Source organism: Pelomonas sp. Root1217, assembly GCF_001425705.1.
GTDB lineage: Bacteria > Pseudomonadota > Gammaproteobacteria > Burkholderiales > Burkholderiaceae_C > Pelomonas.
Window position 1 is genome coordinate 1,413,157 of the sequence record NZ_LMDC01000001.1, and the last position, 16,111, is coordinate 1,429,267.

At 65.2% G+C, this 16,111-nt stretch carries 12 protein-coding genes and 1 pseudogene; 2 read left to right on the forward strand and 11 right to left on the reverse strand.

Annotated elements, in window-relative coordinates; genetic code table 11:
- Positions 1 to 30: 30 nt before the first annotated feature.
- Both ASC95_RS06375 and ASC95_RS06380 read left to right on the forward strand, forming a co-directional pair.
- Positions 31 to 885, forward strand: a complete 855-nt coding sequence (locus ASC95_RS06375) for a phytanoyl-CoA dioxygenase family protein (protein WP_057296864.1) — start codon at positions 31 to 33, stop codon at positions 883 to 885.
- A 146-nt stretch (positions 886 to 1,031) separates the two neighbouring features.
- Complete coding sequence (locus ASC95_RS06380) at positions 1,032 to 2,207, forward strand: BON domain-containing protein (RefSeq protein ID WP_057296865.1); 1,176 nt, start codon at positions 1,032 to 1,034, stop codon at positions 2,205 to 2,207.
- A 58-nt stretch (positions 2,208 to 2,265) separates the two neighbouring features.
- Here ASC95_RS06380 and ASC95_RS06385 read toward each other — a convergent pair whose 3' ends face one another.
- The 11 genes and pseudogenes from ASC95_RS06385 to ASC95_RS06430 form a co-directional block, all read right to left on the reverse strand.
- Complete coding sequence (locus ASC95_RS06385; protein ID WP_057296866.1) at positions 2,266 to 2,691, reverse strand: hypothetical protein; 426 nt, start codon at positions 2,689 to 2,691, stop codon at positions 2,266 to 2,268.
- Positions 2,692 to 2,796: 105 nt separating this feature from the next.
- Complete coding sequence (glmU, locus tag ASC95_RS06390; RefSeq protein WP_057296867.1) at positions 2,797 to 4,176, reverse strand: bifunctional UDP-N-acetylglucosamine diphosphorylase/glucosamine-1-phosphate N-acetyltransferase GlmU; 1,380 nt, start codon at positions 4,174 to 4,176, stop codon at positions 2,797 to 2,799.
- Positions 4,177 to 4,251: 75 nt separating this feature from the next.
- The gene (locus ASC95_RS06395) at positions 4,252 to 4,875 is read right to left on the reverse strand and encodes a DUF4136 domain-containing protein (protein WP_235537709.1); all 624 of its coding nucleotides are present in this window, start codon (positions 4,873 to 4,875) and stop codon (positions 4,252 to 4,254) included.
- Between the two features lie 61 nt (positions 4,876 to 4,936).
- Complete coding sequence (gene ttcA, locus ASC95_RS06400; protein WP_057296868.1) at positions 4,937 to 5,851, reverse strand: tRNA 2-thiocytidine(32) synthetase TtcA; 915 nt, start codon at positions 5,849 to 5,851, stop codon at positions 4,937 to 4,939.
- A gap of 5 nt (positions 5,852 to 5,856) precedes the next feature.
- A complete protein-coding gene (locus ASC95_RS31705; RefSeq protein ID WP_056203616.1) occupies positions 5,857 to 6,252 on the reverse strand; it encodes a dihydroneopterin aldolase in 396 nt (131 codons plus the stop codon).
- Positions 6,253 to 6,564: 312 nt separating this feature from the next.
- A pseudogene (locus ASC95_RS31710) lies at positions 6,565 to 7,104 on the reverse strand (FAD-dependent oxidoreductase); the annotation flags it as partial.
- Positions 7,105 to 7,128: 24 nt separating this feature from the next.
- A complete protein-coding gene (locus ASC95_RS06410; protein ID WP_057296869.1) occupies positions 7,129 to 7,755 on the reverse strand; it encodes a sulfite oxidase heme-binding subunit YedZ in 627 nt (208 codons plus the stop codon).
- Positions 7,756 to 7,759: 4 nt separating this feature from the next.
- Entirely contained in the window at positions 7,760 to 8,728 is a 969-nt protein-coding gene (msrP, locus tag ASC95_RS06415; protein ID WP_057296870.1) for a protein-methionine-sulfoxide reductase catalytic subunit MsrP, read from the reverse strand.
- Between the two features lie 128 nt (positions 8,729 to 8,856).
- Complete coding sequence (locus ASC95_RS06420; RefSeq protein ID WP_057296871.1) at positions 8,857 to 11,073, reverse strand: PAS domain-containing protein; 2,217 nt, start codon at positions 11,071 to 11,073, stop codon at positions 8,857 to 8,859.
- 26 nt (positions 11,074 to 11,099) lie between these two features.
- Complete coding sequence (locus ASC95_RS06425) at positions 11,100 to 12,530, reverse strand: ATP-binding protein (RefSeq protein WP_057296872.1); 1,431 nt, start codon at positions 12,528 to 12,530, stop codon at positions 11,100 to 11,102.
- Between the two features lie 269 nt (positions 12,531 to 12,799).
- A complete protein-coding gene (locus tag ASC95_RS06430; RefSeq protein ID WP_082567516.1) occupies positions 12,800 to 16,102 on the reverse strand; it encodes an error-prone DNA polymerase in 3,303 nt (1,100 codons plus the stop codon).
- Between the last annotated feature and the right edge of the window lie 9 nt (positions 16,103 to 16,111).

Below are 16,111 nucleotides of genomic sequence, written 5' to 3' on the forward strand. Positions count from 1 at the left end.
ACAATCCGCACAACTCCTTCCTACAAGCTCATGACGAACTCCGCCGACCTCGCCTCCGTGTACGCCGAACAAGGTTATCTCGTCATCCCCGGCTTCAAGACGGCCGCTGACATCGCCGCGCTGCGCCAGCGCGCCCTTGACCTCGTCGATGCCTTCGACCCTGGCGAGCAGCGCCCCGTCTTCACCACCGAGGAGCAACAGCGCCATGTCGACGACTACTTTCTCGACAGCGGCGACCAGATGCGCTGCTTCTTCGAGGAGGAGGCCTTCGATGCCGAGGGCCGGCTGCGCGTCGACAAGGCCCTGGCCATCAACAAGATCGGCCATGCGATGCACGACCTCGACCCGGTCTTCAGCGCCTTTTCCAAAGGCCAGGCGCTGCGCGGCGTGGCGGCCGAGCTCGGGCTGAAGCAGCCGCAGGTCTGGCAGAGCATGTTCATCTTCAAGCAGCCCGGCATCGGCGGTGAGGTGCGCTGGCACCAGGACGCCAGCTTCTTCGAGAGCGACCCCATCACGGTGACCACCTTCTGGTTCGCGCTGGAAGATGCGACGCTGCACAACGGCTGCCTGTGGACCGAGCCAGGCGGCCACAAGGGCGAGCGTGGCGTGCTGCGCGAGCGTTTTGTGCGCGAGGGCCGCAAGGCCTGGATGGAGCAGATCGACGCGACACCCTGGCCCGCGGCGGACTCGCGGCAGGCCATTCCGCTGGAGGTCGAGGCGGGCTCCCTGGTCGTCTTCCATGGCCTGTTGCCGCATTACTCGGCGGCCAACCGCTCCGACAAATCGCGCCATGCCTACACCCTGCATGTGACGGACGCGGCCAGCCGCTATTCACCGCGCAACTGGCTGCAGCGTGACGGCACGTTGCCGGTGCGGGGTTTCTAAGCCGCGCCCTCACAGCGGTCACAAGTCCATACACCCCAAGCCCTTTGTCCTACAAGGCGAAGGAGCTTGCACCGGCATGGCGCGCCACCGGGTCACCTCACAGTCGGCTCCATCGCAAACGTCGACAACGACGACCGGAGGCCGATATGAAATTCCCCAAATCGATGCACGCCGAGGGCTGGGCCAACCACCTGGAGGAGACCAAGTCCGAGCATCTGCCCGAAGCCCTGAGGGACGGCGGCGCCGCGCCGCTGCATGCCGCCAAGGCGCCCCCTGTCGGCGCGGCGCGACTCAGGCCGACCGGCGCTGGGGCCAAGGTGTCGGCGACGACGCCGCTTCATGCCGAGACGCCGCGTGTCGAGCCGGTTCACGCCCGGCCTCAGCCTTCCACCGCGTCAGTGCAGCGTGACCGGCAGATGAGCTGGATGATCCCGGCCGGCGCCGGCGCCGCCCTCATCGCTGCTGTGGCCATCTGGGCCATGAACCGGCCGAGCGAGGCCCCCGTCACGCCGCCGGCCATCGTGACCGGCAGCGCCGAGCCGCAGACCGAAGTGGCCGCTGCCACGCCGGTGCCGGAGACGCCCGCCGCTTCGCAGGCCGAGGACAGCACGACGACCACCGTCGCTGCCGCGCCAGCACCTGCCGAGCCTGCAGCGACCACCACCCGTCTGGGCCCACCGGTGACGACGACCCGGCCGGCGGCCGACGCTCCCGCTGTGGTGGCCCAGGCGCCGGCCCCCGCGGCGCGACCCGACATGGTGTTGCGCGCCGCACCGAACAGCCCGGCTGCAACCCTGTCGCCACCGACGACCGTGGCGGCCGCGCCAACAAACAGCCAGCCGCTCAGCGTGCCCCCCGGCTCGGCGCCCATCGTGATGCCGCCGACCGCTGCCGGCCCGGCCACGGCGATGACACCTCAAACCACGCCGCAAGCCATGCCGCCTGCGACGCCACCGCTGGCCTCGACGACGCCTGCCGCGCCTGACACGGTTACCGGTTCGACGGCGCCTGGCACGCCGGCTCAGACCCAGGCTCAAGCCCAGCCGCAACCGCCGCAGCAGCTCCTGCCGACGGTCGAAGACAGCGGCATCACGGCCAAGGTGCGCATGGCCCTCTCCGCCGATTCAACGCTGGCCGCAGTACCCATCGCTGTCAGCACCGACCATGGCGTCGTGAAGCTGGAAGGCCAGGCGCCCGACACCCAGACTCGTGAGCGGGCCACTGTGGTCGCGTCCTCAACGGGTGGCGTGAAGGCTGTCGACAACCGCCTGACGGTGCCGCCCGCTGCGGTGGTGAGCCAGGCACCGACCAGCCAGCAATAAGCGCGTTGCAATGCAAAGGGCGCCCTCGAGGCGCCCTTTTCGCGTTGTGCGGTTCGGTTCAGTGGCAGCGCTGGCTGCGGGCGGGCGCCAGTTCGGCGTCGATCAGCGCTTCCTCGGTCACCTCGCGAGCGGCTTCGAGCTGCTGGCAGAGTTCACTGATGCCGTCATCCCGGCCGCCAGTGACTGCCGGCAGCGGCGCCGCGGCAATTTCAGTGGGCAGGTCAGCCAGGGCGCCGATCAGCTGGAACAGCAGTTCCAGGCTGGCCTCGCCGTCCTGGGGCAGGTCGCGCGCGGCACCCAGGCTTCGGGCCAGGTACCAGCAGGCTTCGGCGGCGTTGTCGCAGGCCTGGGCCTTCAGTTCGAGGGCGCGATTCCGAGCTTCAGCCTCATCGCGCTCACGATGGGCCTGGGCGATCTCATAGCCCAGATCGGCCGGGACAGCATCGTCTGGCGAGAGCGCGGCAAAGTCGAGATGGTGGGCCATGGGCACTGCGGTGTTCGTGACAGGGCCATCCTAACGGCGGGCCGGTCCGGCAAGTGCCCCCTCACCTCGAGCGGCGTGAAGCAATCGCCGGAATTAAGTCACTATTCAACGCTTCTTCGTCGGACGGGTCCAGCCAGTCAATGCAACTTGTTTGCCGCGAGCGACAGCGAGGTCACCGGGGGTAACGTCCTTGGTGATGGTGGACCCCCCGCCAATGGTGGCGCCATTGCCAATCTTGATGGGCGCCACCAGCACGCAGTTGGAGCCGACGTGAACGTCATCGCCGATCGTGGTGCGGTGCTTGTTGGCGCCGTCGTAGTTGGCCGTGATCGAACCCGCGCCGTAGTTGACGCGCTCGCCCACGGTGGCGTCGCCCAGATAGGCCAGGTGGTTGGCCTTGGCGCCCTTGGCCAGCGTCGAGTTCTTGACCTCGACGAAGTTGCCGATGTGCACCTCGGCACCCAGTTGCGCGCCCGGGCGCAGGCGGGCGAAGGGGCCGATCAGTGCGCCCTCGCCGACGCTGGCGCCCGCCGCTTCACCGTCGATGTGGGTGAACTCATGGATGCGTGCGCCGGCGGCGATGGTCACGTTGCGGATCACGCAGTTGGCGCCTACGCGTACGCCGTCGCCCAGGCTCACATCGCCTTCGAAGACGCAGTTCACGTCGATCTCGACGTCCTGGCCGTGCGTCAGCGTGCCGCGCAGGTCGAAGCGGGCCGGGTCGGCCAGGCGCACGCCGGCGCGCATCAGGCCTTCCGCCTGGCGGACCTGGAAGGCGCGTTCGAGCTGGGAGAGCTGCACGGGGTCGTTGACGCCCAGCACCTCGATCTCGCTGTGGGCCTTGATGCCCAGGACCGGCAGGCCCTCGGCAACGGCCATCGCGACGATGTCGGTCAGGTAGTACTCGCCCTGAGCGTTGTTGTTGGTCAGCTGGCCGACCCAGCGCTTGAGTGCAGCGGTGGGCGCGGCCATCATGCCGCTGTAGCCCTCGTGGATGAGGCGCTGCTCGGGCGTGGCGTCCTTGTGCTCGACGATGGCGAGCACGCCGCCGTCATCGGGGTCGCGGATGATGCGGCCGTAGCCGGTGGGGTCGACGAGGTCGACCGTCAGCAGCACCAGGGCGTGGCCGGCACAGGCTTCGACGAGGGCCTTGGCCGTGGCGGTCTCGATGAGAGGCACGTCGCCGTTGAGGATCAGCGTGGTGCCTTCGCCCAACAGGGCCGGCACGACCTGCTGAATGGCATGGCCGGTGCCCAGCTGGGGCATCTGGCGCACGAAGGAGATGCCGTCCGCCGAGACGGCCGCCTCGACCTGGTCAGCGCCGTGCCCCGTGATGACGATGCGCGCGCTGGCGGCCAGGGGCTCACAGCTCTTGAGCACATGGGCCAGCAGCGAGCGGCCGGCGAGTTTGTGCAACACCTTGGGCGTTGCGGACTTCATGCGGGTGCCCTTGCCCGCCGCCATGATCACGATGTTGAGCGCCATGCCTGCCTTGCGACTGCGTTTGAACGAAGCCGCGATTATGGTCAGGCAGGGCGTGGTCTCCTGCGATTCCCGCCGCTAGCGGATGGCTTGCACGGACACGCGGTGCGATTTCGGGTTGACCTTGGGGAACTCGGCCATGGCCGCGTCGAACAGGGGCGTCAGCAGGGCATCGCTGCCCATGGTCACGCCTTCGTTGCTGGCATGGGTCTCGAACAGGGCCTCGCCGCTGGCGCGGTCACGCATCAGCAAGGCCACGGCGCGGTCGTAGCGGCGGTCGAAGAACGGGTCGTGGCGCCAGCCAAAGCCGCCCCAGCCTGGCGCATAGCCATAGCGCGGCGAGAAGAGGCGACCGCGCCAGCGCCACCACAGCGGGTCGTCCCACGGCACGGGGTCGTAAGCGGTGACGCGGGCACCCAGCGTGACGAGCACGTCGGCAGTTTTGGTGTCTGCCGCTGGTTTGAAGCCGGCCTTCTCCAGCGCGGCCTTGGCAGCGTCTTCCAGCGTGGCCTGGCGCTTGGCGGCCTCCTCGCTCTGCTGCTGCGAGGGCAGGCGGTCGAAGGCATAGCTGCCAGGCTTGCGGTCGGCGGGCCAGTTGCCATAGCTGGAAACGTCGGCGGAGACCGTGTAGGGGCCGGCGCAGCCGGTGAGGGCGGCGACCGAGGCAGCGGCAAGGGTGGTGAGGATCAGGCGGCGGTTCATGACGGCACCTCCATCAACGAGATGCCGCCATTCTGATCCGCCCAGATTGCCCGCGTGTAAATCAGCGTTGCAGCGTGATGACTGCAGCCGGCGCGGGTGTCGCGCAACTTTCATCGTCGTCGAAGGCGATGTCGCCGTCGGGCTCGGCTTTGCCGGTCGCCTTCATCGTCTCGAAGGGGAAGAGCTTCTTGTCCATCATGTGCGACGGCACGATGTTGCCCATGGCGGTGAAGATGTTGTCGATGCGGCCCGGGTAGCGCTTTTCCCACTCGTTGATCATGGCCTTGACCTGCACGCGCTGCAGGTTGTCCTGGCTGCCGCACAGGTTGCACGGAATGATCGGGAACTCGCGGTGCTCGGCCCAGCGCACCAGGTCGGGCTCCTTCACATAGGCCAGCGGGCGGATGACGACGTTCTTGCCGTCGTCGCTGACGAGCTTGGCCGGCATGCCCTTGAGGCGGCTGCCGAAGAACATGTTCAGGAACAGCGTCGTGACCATGTCGTCGCGGTGGTGGCCCAGCGCGATCTTGGTGGCGCCCAGCTCGCCGGCCACGCGGTAGAGGATGCCGCGGCGCAGGCGTGAGCACAGGCTGCAGGTCGTCTTGCCCTCGGGGATGAGCTTCTTGACGATGGAATAGGTGTCCTGGTTCTCGATGTGGAAGTCCACGCCGCGCGAACGCAGGTAGTTGGGCAGCACCTCCTCGGGGAAGCCGGGCTGCTTCTGGTCGAGGTTGACGGCGACGAGGCTGAACTTGATGGGCGCGCGCTGCTGCATGTTGATCAGGATGTCCAGCATCGCGTAGCTGTCCTTGCCGCCCGACAGGCAGACCATGACCTTGTCGCCTTCTTCGATCATGTTGAAGTCGGTGACGGCCTGGCCCACCTGGCGGTGCAGGCGCTTGGACAGCTTGTTGATCTCGTATGCGGCCTTCTTGTCGGCGGCGGCTTGTTCGGCGAAATCCAGAACTTCAGACATATGACTCACCATGCACCCAGTTCGGTACTGATTGCGACTTCGCAGTCGGGAAAGATTTCGAGCTTGGTCAGCTTCAGGCGTACGCCGACGACGCCGGGCAGGCTCATCAGGCGGTTGCAGAGCTTGCCCAGCAGGGCTTCGACGAGGTCGGTGTGCTCGGCCGTGCACTCGTCGATGATGGCCGTACGCACGCGGCGGTAGTCCAGCACATGGCCGATGTCGGCGTCGCGCGCCACCACCGGCATGGCGCCGAGGTTGACTTCGGCATCGACCTGGATGGGCTGCGGCCCGGTGCGCTCGAAGTCGAGCACGCCGAGGTTGGCGCGAAAGCGCAGCCCCTGCAGATGGATGACCTGGCGGTTGTTGTAGCGCTGCGGCGCGGCGGCAACCTGTGGGCGCAGTGCCAGCTCGATCTGCTTGGCGGCCTGCACGCCGTCGGCCAGGGCCGTCTGCACGCAGGGATGCCAGCGACGGCTGGCGTCGCCGGCGACGAAGGCGCGTTGGCGCGAGGCTTCGTCCAGCAGCGCGAAGGCTGAGGGCTCGGGCTCGAAGCCCAGCAGCGCGGCGACATAGTCGAAGCGCTCGGCGCCGACGTTCACGCCGCCGTCGTCGGGCAGTAGGGCCTCGGGCAGCGGCGTGGCCAGGCGCACGCTGATGTGCGGATGGGCCTCGGCGCGCTCGGCCAGGTGGATCTGGGCGCGCCAGCTGCCACGCGACCAGAGGGTCACGTCATGGCCGCGCTCGGCCAGGAAGAGGGCGTTCTCGGCTGCGTTGTCGCCGGCACCCAGCAGCAGCACGCGGCCCGGGGGCAGCGCTTCGCGGCGGGTGGTCAGCTGGGAGGCGTCCAGCACGCGCTCGTGCGGCACGGCGAAATAGCGGGCCGGGCGCAGCAGGCGCAGGCCGGTGGAGACGAGCAGGGCGCGGGCCTGTACATGCTCGCCGGTGGCCAGTTGCAGCGTCCAGCCCTCGGGCGTGTGGCGGGCGGATTCGGCCCGCGTGCCCAGGCGCAGCGTCATGCCCGGCGTGGCCTGGGCCTGGGCGGCATAGTGCTCGCCCAATGCGGCCAAGCGGGCGGCGGGCTCACCCAGCACCCAGTCCTGGGCGAAGTTCAGGCCGGCCAGTGCGGCGCAAAGGCGCGACTCGCGCTCGACGAGCAGGGTCGTCATGCCCATCTGGCCCAGCCAGGATGCGGCGCTGCAGCCGGCAGGGCCGCCGCCGAGGATAGCAACGTCGATGGAGGTGGGATTGGGCATGGGCGGTTCGGGCAGAACCGCGAATTATCCCAGTCGCGCCTTTTTCGGGGCCAGGCGTTTGAAAAGGCGCCAACCCAGCAGCGCGGCAAGGATCACGCCGTACACCGCCGGCTCGGCGAAGTTGTGCTTGCCGGCACGCATCCAGATGAAGTGCAGCAGTGCGATGACGGAGATCGCGTAGATGGCCTTGTGCAGGGTCTGCCAGCGCTTGGCGCCGAGGGTCTTGATGGCCTTGTTGAAGCTGGTGGCGAAGAGCGGCAGCATCAGCGCCCAGGCCGTGAAGCCCATCAGGATGAAGGGGCGCTTGGCGATGTCGGCGGCGATGACGGCGACATCCAGCCCCTGGTCGAGCCAGCCGTAGGCCAGCAGATGCAGGCTGGCGTAGCTGAAGGTGAAGACGCCGAGCATGCGGCGAAAGCGCGCCAGGGCAGCCAGTCCGGTCAGCTCGCGCAGCGGCGTGATGGCCAGCGTCAGCCACAGCCCGCGCAGGGTCCAGTCGCCCAGGCGGCGGATCAGGGCCTCGGCCGGGTTGGCGCCGAGCTGGTTGGTCGCCGCGGCATAGACCAGCCAGGCCAGCGGCAGCAGGCAGGCGATGAACAGCAGCGGCTTGGCGCCACGGCTGAGCAGCGCCGTCGACAGCAGCTTCTTCATCGCCTCAGTAGAACTTCTTCAGATCCATGCCGGCGTAGAGCTGGCCCACCTGGGCCTCGTAGCCGTTGAACATCAGCGTGGGCCGCTTTTTGGCGAACAGGCCGTCCTCGCCGATGCGGCGCTCCGTTGCCTGGCTCCAGCGCGGGTGGCTGACGTTCGGGTTGACGTTGGAATAGAAGCCGTACTCCTGCTGCGCAGCCTTGGTCCAGCTGGACATCGGCTCCTTCTCGACGAAGCGGATCTTGACGATGCTCTTGGCCGACTTGAAGCCGTACTTCCACGGCAGCACCAGGCGCAGCGGCGCGCCGTTCTGGTTGGGCAGCACCTCGCCGTACATGCCGAAGGAGAGCAAGGCCAGCGGATGCATGGCCTCGTCGATGCGCAGGCCCTCGACGTAGGGCCAGTCCAGCACGCCCGAGCGCACGCCGGGCATCTGGGCCTTGTCGGCCAGCGTCGTGAACTCGACGTACTTGGCCTTGGACGTGGGCTCCGCCTTTTTGAGCAGTTCGGCCAGCGAATAGCCTTCCCAGGGGATCACCATGCTCCAGCCCTCGACGCAGCGCAGGCGGTAGACGCGCTCTTCCATCGGTGCGAGCTTGAGCAAAGCCTCGATGTCGAAGCGGCCCGGCTTGGCGCATTCGCCTTCGATGCTGACCGTCCAGGGCCGCGTCTTCAGCGTGTGGGCGTGCTGGGCGGGGTCCGCTTTGTCAGTGCCGAACTCGTAGAAGTTGTTGTACGAGGTGGCGTCCGCATAGCTGGTGACCTTCTCCATCACCATCGCGCCCGGCACGGCCGAGCGGGCGCCCGGCAGCTTGGGCAGCTTGCCACCGCCGGGCGCGGCTTGGGACAGGGCCAGCGGCGATGCCGCCACCAGGCCCAGGCCGGCCAGGGCCGTGCGGCGGTTCAGGTAGACGCGCCGGGGCGTGATCTCGCTGGGCAGGGGCTCGTGAGGGGCGGGAGTTCGAATCAGCATGAGGGGCTCTCGGGTCTGCGGGCTGAAGGCTGGGTCGGGCCAGCATGGGCGCAACTTACACCGACTGCGTTCCACTTGCTTGAGAGCGTGTCAGCACGCGTAGACCCTGGGCCAGACATTCACCGGTCTCAGTGTGCGGATCCAGCAGGCACGGTCACAGGAATCTCCAGGGCGAACGATGCACCCTGTCCGGGGCCTTCGCTGTGGACATGCAGGCTGCCGCCCATTTCCTGTGCGGCCAGAACGCAGCTGTGCAAACCAAAGCCATGTCCGTTCTTGCGCGTGGTGAAACCATGAGAAAAAACACGGGTCAGATTCTCCGGCGCAATGCCCTCGCCGTTGTCTGTCACCGTGATGCGCAGCACAGGGCCCTCCATCAAAACAGCACCGAGCGTAATGAGGGCGCGTTTGTCCGCGGTGGCGCTCAACGCTTGTTTGGCGTTGCTGATCAAGTTCACCAGCACCTGCAACACGCGATGTCGATCCAATAAAAGAGTGGGCAAGCTCGGGTAGTTTCTGACGACATCCACTTTATGGCGCGTCAGCGCAACTGCGTGCATGCGCAGCGCGTCGTCCAGCAGTTCGTCCACCTTGGCGGATTCCACAACACGCGGTGTACCTGCATAGGACTGCTGGGTGGCGATGACCTGTTTGATGTGTTCCACGCTGCCGCATAGCGCGCCCAGTTCAGTCGTTATGGCATTGTGTTCACCCTCGAGTGTTCGAGCCAGCTCGCGCAAATAGGTGGGTAGCAGCTTGCCTTTGCTGTCCTGCGTCAGGAACTGCCCCAAATCCCCGGCATGCGCATCCATCAAAGCCACGGAGCGGGCGAGCCCCTTGAGCTTGGATACCCGCAACTGGGCGCCAATCAAGTCAGCCGATACGTTGACGCTGTTGAGAACGTTGCCCACGTTGTGCAAAACATTGGTTGCGATCTCTGCCATGCCGGCGAGGCGCGCCGCAGTCAGCAGTTGGGCCTGCACCTCTTCGATCTTTCGTTCAGCTTCCTTCAGCTCGGATATGTTTTTCGACGTTCCGAAGGTGCCGATCAATTGGCCATTCCTGTCTCTCCAAGGGCTTTTGGTGGTGAGATACCAAACGACGCGCCCATCGGGGTGAACGGTTTTCTCGCTTTTTTCGACGATGGGCTTTCCGGTCCGCAGGATCTCTTCCTCGTCACGGCAAAACTCACTCGCCCTGTCTTGACCGTAAAGGTCTGCATCGGTTTTTCCGATCACATATTTTTCAAACTCATCCACGCTGGCCAGATGCGGCGGGAGCGCATCTTCATCGGTGCCGGGATGGATTGCGCGGTAGCGGCTGATCGATAGCCGCAGCAGGTTATGCAGTTCCGAACGGCTTATTTTGACGAAGCGTGATTGCAGGTCCTTGAAGAAGATGGAATCTGGCGAGTTATCCATCAACGTACTCAGCAAATCATGGTGATATGCCAGCGCTGCTTCCGTCTGTTTCAGCGAAGTAATGTCCTTGGAGATGCCGAAAGTGCCGATGATGACGCCTGCACTGTTGCGCAACGGCATTTTGGTACTGAGCGTCCAGGATTCAGCGCGCCCATCCTTCCACGTCTCCTTCTCCGCTTTGCCAATCATTGGTTGGCCTGTGCGCAGTATTTCCTGTTCATCTTCATAGGCGGGGCGCGCATGCTCTTCGGAGAAAAAGTCAAAATCCGTCTTGCCCACCAGTTCCGCTGGTGATGCGGCACCGAATTGCAATGCCTGCGCCTTGCTGCATTTGAGAAATCGGGACTTCAGATCTTTGAAATAAATATGATCGGGAGAGTTGTCCAGGAGCGTGCGCAGCAAATCCTGCTCATTGATCTCAGTGGCATCCACTGGGTTCGCTATCGTCTCTGCCGCTGAGTGCGTGCCGTCATGCAAGTCGGCAAGCTGTTGCAAATCCCGCTTTTCTGTCAAAGAATGTGACAGCTGAATGACTTCGACGCGATCAAGAGGTGTTCTAAGCTTCAGCCACCTGTTCGTTGCTCCCATCGCTTCGAATAACGCATCAGAAGAGATGTCGAGTAGCTCTGCGTAAATTACGATTTGAACGCTAGGGTCAACCGCCCAGATTTGAGAAGCTATTTCAGTCGCTGCCCATTCCTTCGCTGGGGACGCGCCTATGAACGCCAAGGTATAAGGCTGCTGAGCCAGCAAGGACTGTTGCATCAGGGCATGGCTCTCGTGGGTATCACGGGCGCAATCCAGTTCGAATTTTCCCTGCGCATGAGTATCTTCGACAAGCATGTCGCGAAAGGCACCGTGGATGTCGGGATTGCTGTCCACGACGAGAACGCGATCCTTGTTGGGGACAGGCCGTGTTTTCATGATGGGTTGCCTTGCATGAAGCGGCTTCAAATATCGGACGCTGGCACTTCGGCTTGCGTTTGGGTCTGTCGCACGGGCAGCGTGACGCGAAACGTGGTGCCTTGGCCCACCACGCTTGCCACGTCAATGCGGCCATGGTGTTTTTGCACGATGCCATAGGACACCGACAGCCCGAGCCCCGTGCCTTTGCCCACGGGCTTGGTGGTGAAGAAGGGTTCGAAAATACGCTTGAGCGTCTCCGGCGGTATGCCGGTGCCCGTGTCGGCCACCTCCATCCACACGTGCGCCTCTTCGGCGCCCGTTCGAATGGTGATGCGCCCACGCTTTTCACCAAGGGCGTGAGTGGCGTTGACCACAAGGTTCATCACCACCTGATTGATCTGTGAAGGCAGGCACTCAATATTGGGAATGGCGCCATATTCTTTGACCAGATCGGCCTTGTACTTGACTTCGCTGGCCACGATGTTCAGTGTCGAATCGATACCCTGGTGCAGATCGGCCGATTCCCAGTCCTGCGACGAATCAACGCGGGAAAAGTCCTTCAGATCCTGAACGATCTGGCGTACCCGCACAATGCCTTGCTTGGACTCTCGTATGAGCACCGGAATGTCTTCTTTCAAGAAGTCCAGCTCCACACGTTCGCGCAGTGCGCGCAGGTTGGCGATCACCTCGGGTGCGGTAATGCTGGTTTCCGCGCGTTCATAGGCGGTAATGAGTTCGAATAGTTTCCCGATATATCCATCCAAAGTGCCATGGTTTGAGAATATATAGCCAATCGGGTTGTTTATCTCATGCGCGACACCCGCCGCAAGCTGGCCTATGGAGGCCAGCTTCTCCGATTGGATCAATTGGCCTTCCAGATGCTTGCGCTCCTTTATTTCGTTCTGCAAAACCTCATTGACGGTGCGCAGTTCGCTGGTGCGCTCCTGCACGGCATCTTCCAGAAGCGTGCGGTGCGCCGCCGCGTCCTGCATCATTTGCCATTTGGTGGTGAGCGCCGTGGCCAGTTGGAAGACCTCAATGGCATCAAAGGGCTTTTTCAGGATCAGCAGGCGGTCGGACACGTCGAGCCGCGCCAAGATGTCAGCCCACGAGCCATCGGCGTATGCTGTGCAAATAACAACCTGCAGGCGAGGGTCGCAGCGCCATAGATGTTCAATGGTTTGCACACCATCCCAGCCGGGCGGCATGCGCATATCCACGAAGGCCATGGCATAGGGTCGGTTTTCATTGAGGGCGGCCTCCAGTCTTGAAAGCCCCTCCTGCCCTTGGTAGGCAGAATCGAGTTCAAAGACGATTTGAGGGAGCCCACTGTCCTCATCGCCAAACAATGCAGCTTCCACGGCGCTGAGTTGGGCATGCTCCGACGCTGGCGGCATGAGGATCTTGCGAAAATCCTCATGGATTGCCGGCATGTCATCCACCAACAGGATGCGACGGTTTTGCGGGGTCTTCATCGCTGGCCTTCCGGATTGGAGCCTGACTATTCAAAATAATTAGAGCAGATTTCCGTAAAGGTATGTCGCGAATGAGATACTGTCTGTGCGCCTGTCTTATGAGTGCGGATTGAAATTTCTGACCGATTGAGCGCCGTTTGGGCGCAAGACTTCATTCTTCGCTCATTACTGGCCGCGCTGTCAATGCTTGCTTGGCAGCGGCCCGGTGCGGCGGTCACGGTGGATCCCTGTGCGGCCCGGTGCCCGGAGGCGGGCTTGCGCGCGCTGGCTCACCTGAAATCCCGGCTCTCCGTCGGCAACCTTCCCAGCAGCGGGTTGAGGTTGGTGAACCCCTGCGCCAGCAAGTGGCGCACATCGCCGTCCCCGCGCTGCCATACGCCTTCCACCGCCAGCAGCCGCGCGCCGAGGATGGTGCTGCGGTGTTCTTCATAGACCTTGGGCCAGACGATGACCTGCACATTGCCGGTCTCGTCCTCCAGCGTGACGAAGAGGGTGCCCTTGGCCGTCTGCGGCTTCTGCCGTCCGGTGACGATGCCGCAGGCCTTGGCGCGGCGGCCGCTCTTGACGGCGTCGAGCTGCTGGGCGCTGAGCAGGCCCCGTTTGGCCAGGTTGGGGCGCAGCAGCGCCAGCGGGTGGCGGCGCAGCGTCAGGCCCGTGGCGGCGTAGTCCCACAGCACCTCCTCGCCCTCGGCGGCGGCGGGCAGTTCGAGGTCGTCCTCGGGCAGCAGGCTGCCCTGCAGCAGCACCGGCATCGCGTGCAGGGCCGAGGCCTGCCAGACCTGCTGGCGGCGGTGGCCGGCCAGTGAGGTCAGCGCATCGGCGGCCGCGAGCTGCTGCATGTCCTGCTGGGTGAGGCGAGCGCGAAAGGCCAGGTCCTGCGGGTGGGCGAACTCACCGCCGCGGGCACGGGCCTTCTCGATGCGGTCTGCCGCCTCTTGCCCCAAGCCGCTGACCAGGCGCAGGCCCAGGCGCACGGCGGGTTGGTGCTGGCCGGGGCGCAACTCCAGCGTGCTGTCCTTGTTGCTGTGGTTGACGTCGATGGCACGCACCTCGATGTCATGCCGGCGTGCGTCCTGCACCAGCTGGCTGGGACTGTAGAAGCCCAGCGGCTGGGAGTTCAGCAGCGCACACAGGAAGGCCGCCGGCTCGTGGCATTTGAGCCAGGAGCTGACATAGGTCAGCAGCGCGAAGCTGGCGGCATGGGACTCGGGGAAGCCGTAGGAGGAGAAGCCCTTGATCTGGCTGAAGATGCGCTCGGCAAACGCGTCTTCGTAGCCGCGCTCGCGCATGCCCTTGACGACCTTGTCGTAGTACTTCTCGAGCACGCCGGGGCGCTTCCACGCGGCCATGGCGCGGCGCAGCTGGTCGGCCTCGCCGGCGCTGAAGCCCGCGGCAATCATGGCCACCTGCATGACCTGCTCCTGGAAGATGGGCACGCCGCGGGTGCGCCAGAGCGCTTCCTTCAGCGCTTCGCTGGGGTACTCGACCTGGTCTTCGGGCAGGGCGCGGTTCTTCAGGTAGGGATGCACCATGCCGCCTTCGATGGGGCCGGGGCGCACGATGGCGACCTCGACCACCAGGTCGTAATAGGTGCGGGGCTTGAGCCGCGGCAGCATCGACATCTGCGCGCGCGACTCGATCTGGAACACGCCGATGGTGTCGGCCTTGCAGATCATGTCGTAGGTGGCGGTGTCGTTGTCCGGAATGGTCAGGTCGATGGCCGTGCCGCGCATCGGGTTGACGAGATCGAAGCAGCGCCGGATCGCGCTGAGCATGCCCAGGGCCAGCACGTCGACCTTCATCATCTTCAGCTCGTCGATGTCGTCCTTGTCCCACTCGATGACGCTGCGGTCCTTCATCGTCGCGTTCTCGATGGGCACGAGGCGCTCCAGCAGTCCCTCGGTCAGCACGAAGCCGCCGACATGCTGCGAGAGGTGGCGTGGCAGACCGTTGAGCTGCCGGCCCAGCGTGATGAGCTGCTGCAGGCGCGGGTCGTCTTCCGGCAGGCCGAGTTTGTGCAGCAGCTCGACGCGGTGCTCCTCGGGCAGCACCTGGGTGGACCAGCCGCTGTGGTCCTGGCTCATCACGTCCAGCTGCTCCTCGCTGAAGCCCAGCGCCTTGCCGACATCGCGGATGGCGCTCTTGGGGCGGTAGCAGATGACGACGGCGGTCAGCGCGGCGCGGTCACGGCCGTACTTGGCATAGAGGTACTGGATGACCTCTTCACGACGCTCGTGCTCGAAGTCGACGTCGATGTCGGGCGGCTCGTTGCGCTCGCGGCTGATGAAGCGCTCGAACAGCAGGGTGCTGCGGTCCGGGTCCACCGACGTGACGTGCAGGCAGTAGCAGACCACGCTGTTGGCCGCGGAGCCCCGTCCCTGGCACAGGATCTTGATGTCGCGCGCGAACTTCACGACGTCGGCAACGGTCAGGAAGTAGTGCTCGTAGCCCAGCTCCTCGATGAGTTGGAGTTCATCCTCGATGCGGCGCCTGAACTTGGCAGGAATGCCACCTTGGGATTGAGGCCAACGCAGCTCGGCGCCTGCATAGGTGAGATCGCGCAGGTGTTGTCGCGGCGTGCAGCCTGGCGGCACCACTTCGCTCGGATATTGGTAGCTGATCTCGTCGAGCCTGAAGCTGCAGCGTGCCGCCACCTGCAGCGTCTCGCGGATCAGCGCTTCGGGATACACGCGCGAGATGCGGTAGCTGCTGCGCAGATGCCGCTCCGCATTGGGCTGCAGGTCGTAGCCGCACTCGGCCACCGTGCGGCCCAGGCGGGTAGCGGTCATCACGTCCTGCAGCGCCTTGCGCGAGCGCACGTGAAAGTGCACGTCGCCCGCGGCCACCAGTGGCAGGGCCGTCTCCTCGGACAGCGCCTGCAGCCGTTGCAGCCATTGCGCATCGCTGGCCTCGCGCAGCAGCTCGACGGCGATCCACGCCCGACCGGCAAAGTGACGCAGCACCCAATGCGCGGCGGGCGCCAGTTCGGCATCGGGCGCCTCACGCGGCAGCACCACCAGGGCCAGGCAGTCGGCCAGCTTCTCGGGCGCGAGCTGGCGCCAGTGCAGGGTGTACTCGCCCTTGACCGGGCTGGCGCGGCGCAGCCGGGTGATGAACTGGCTCAGGTTGCCGTAGCCATTGAGGTTCTGCGCCACCAGCACCAGCTTGAAGCGCGGCGTGCCGGCGTCGTCGCGGACGAGGAATTCGCTGCCGATCAGCAGCTTCATCAACTGCGGTTGCTCAATGGCTTCGTCAGACAGGCCGGCCTTTTTCGCGTCCTCCTTGAGGGTGTGATGCGCTGCCTCGCGCATCTCCCGCAGCTGCTTGTGCGCGCGCACGACGCCGGCCAGCGAGCATTCGTCGGTGATGGCCAGGGCCTCGTAGCCCAGGTCGCAGGCACGCTCCACCAGTTCGGCGGGCTCGGACGCGCCGCGCAGGAAGCTGAAGGCCGACAGGCAGTGCAGCTCGGCGTAGCGCGGCAGTTCGCCACCCGCGACGGGCAACGCGGGTGGCCAGCCATCCGCCGCACGGCGCAGTTCGGCCTCCGAGTCAATGCCTTGCTGGCGCAGCATTGCCCGCCT

Coding starts and splice junctions, on each gene's coding strand:
- ASC95_RS06420 (WP_057296871.1), bottom strand. CDS start 11,073: ATGAAAACACGGCCTGTCCCCAACAAGGATCGCGTTCTCGTCGTGGAC.
- ASC95_RS06375 (WP_057296864.1), top strand. CDS start 31: ATGACGAACTCCGCCGACCTCGCCTCCGTGTACGCCGAACAAGGTTAT.
- ASC95_RS06380 (WP_057296865.1), top strand. CDS start 1,032: ATGAAATTCCCCAAATCGATGCACGCCGAGGGCTGGGCCAACCACCTG.
- ASC95_RS06385 (WP_057296866.1), bottom strand. CDS start 2,691: ATGGCCCACCATCTCGACTTTGCCGCGCTCTCGCCAGACGATGCTGTC.
- ASC95_RS06425 (WP_057296872.1), bottom strand. CDS start 12,530: ATGAAGACCCCGCAAAACCGTCGCATCCTGTTGGTGGATGACATGCCG.
- ASC95_RS06430 (WP_082567516.1), bottom strand. CDS start 16,102: ATGCTGCGCCAGCAAGGCATTGACTCGGAGGCCGAACTGCGCCGTGCG.
- ASC95_RS06395 (WP_235537709.1), bottom strand. CDS start 4,875: ATGAACCGCCGCCTGATCCTCACCACCCTTGCCGCTGCCTCGGTCGCC.
- ASC95_RS06410 (WP_057296869.1), bottom strand. CDS start 7,755: ATGAAGAAGCTGCTGTCGACGGCGCTGCTCAGCCGTGGCGCCAAGCCG.
- glmU (WP_057296867.1), bottom strand. CDS start 4,176: ATGGCGCTCAACATCGTGATCATGGCGGCGGGCAAGGGCACCCGCATG.
- msrP (WP_057296870.1), bottom strand. CDS start 8,728: ATGCTGATTCGAACTCCCGCCCCTCACGAGCCCCTGCCCAGCGAGATC.
- ttcA (WP_057296868.1), bottom strand. CDS start 5,851: ATGTCTGAAGTTCTGGATTTCGCCGAACAAGCCGCCGCCGACAAGAAG.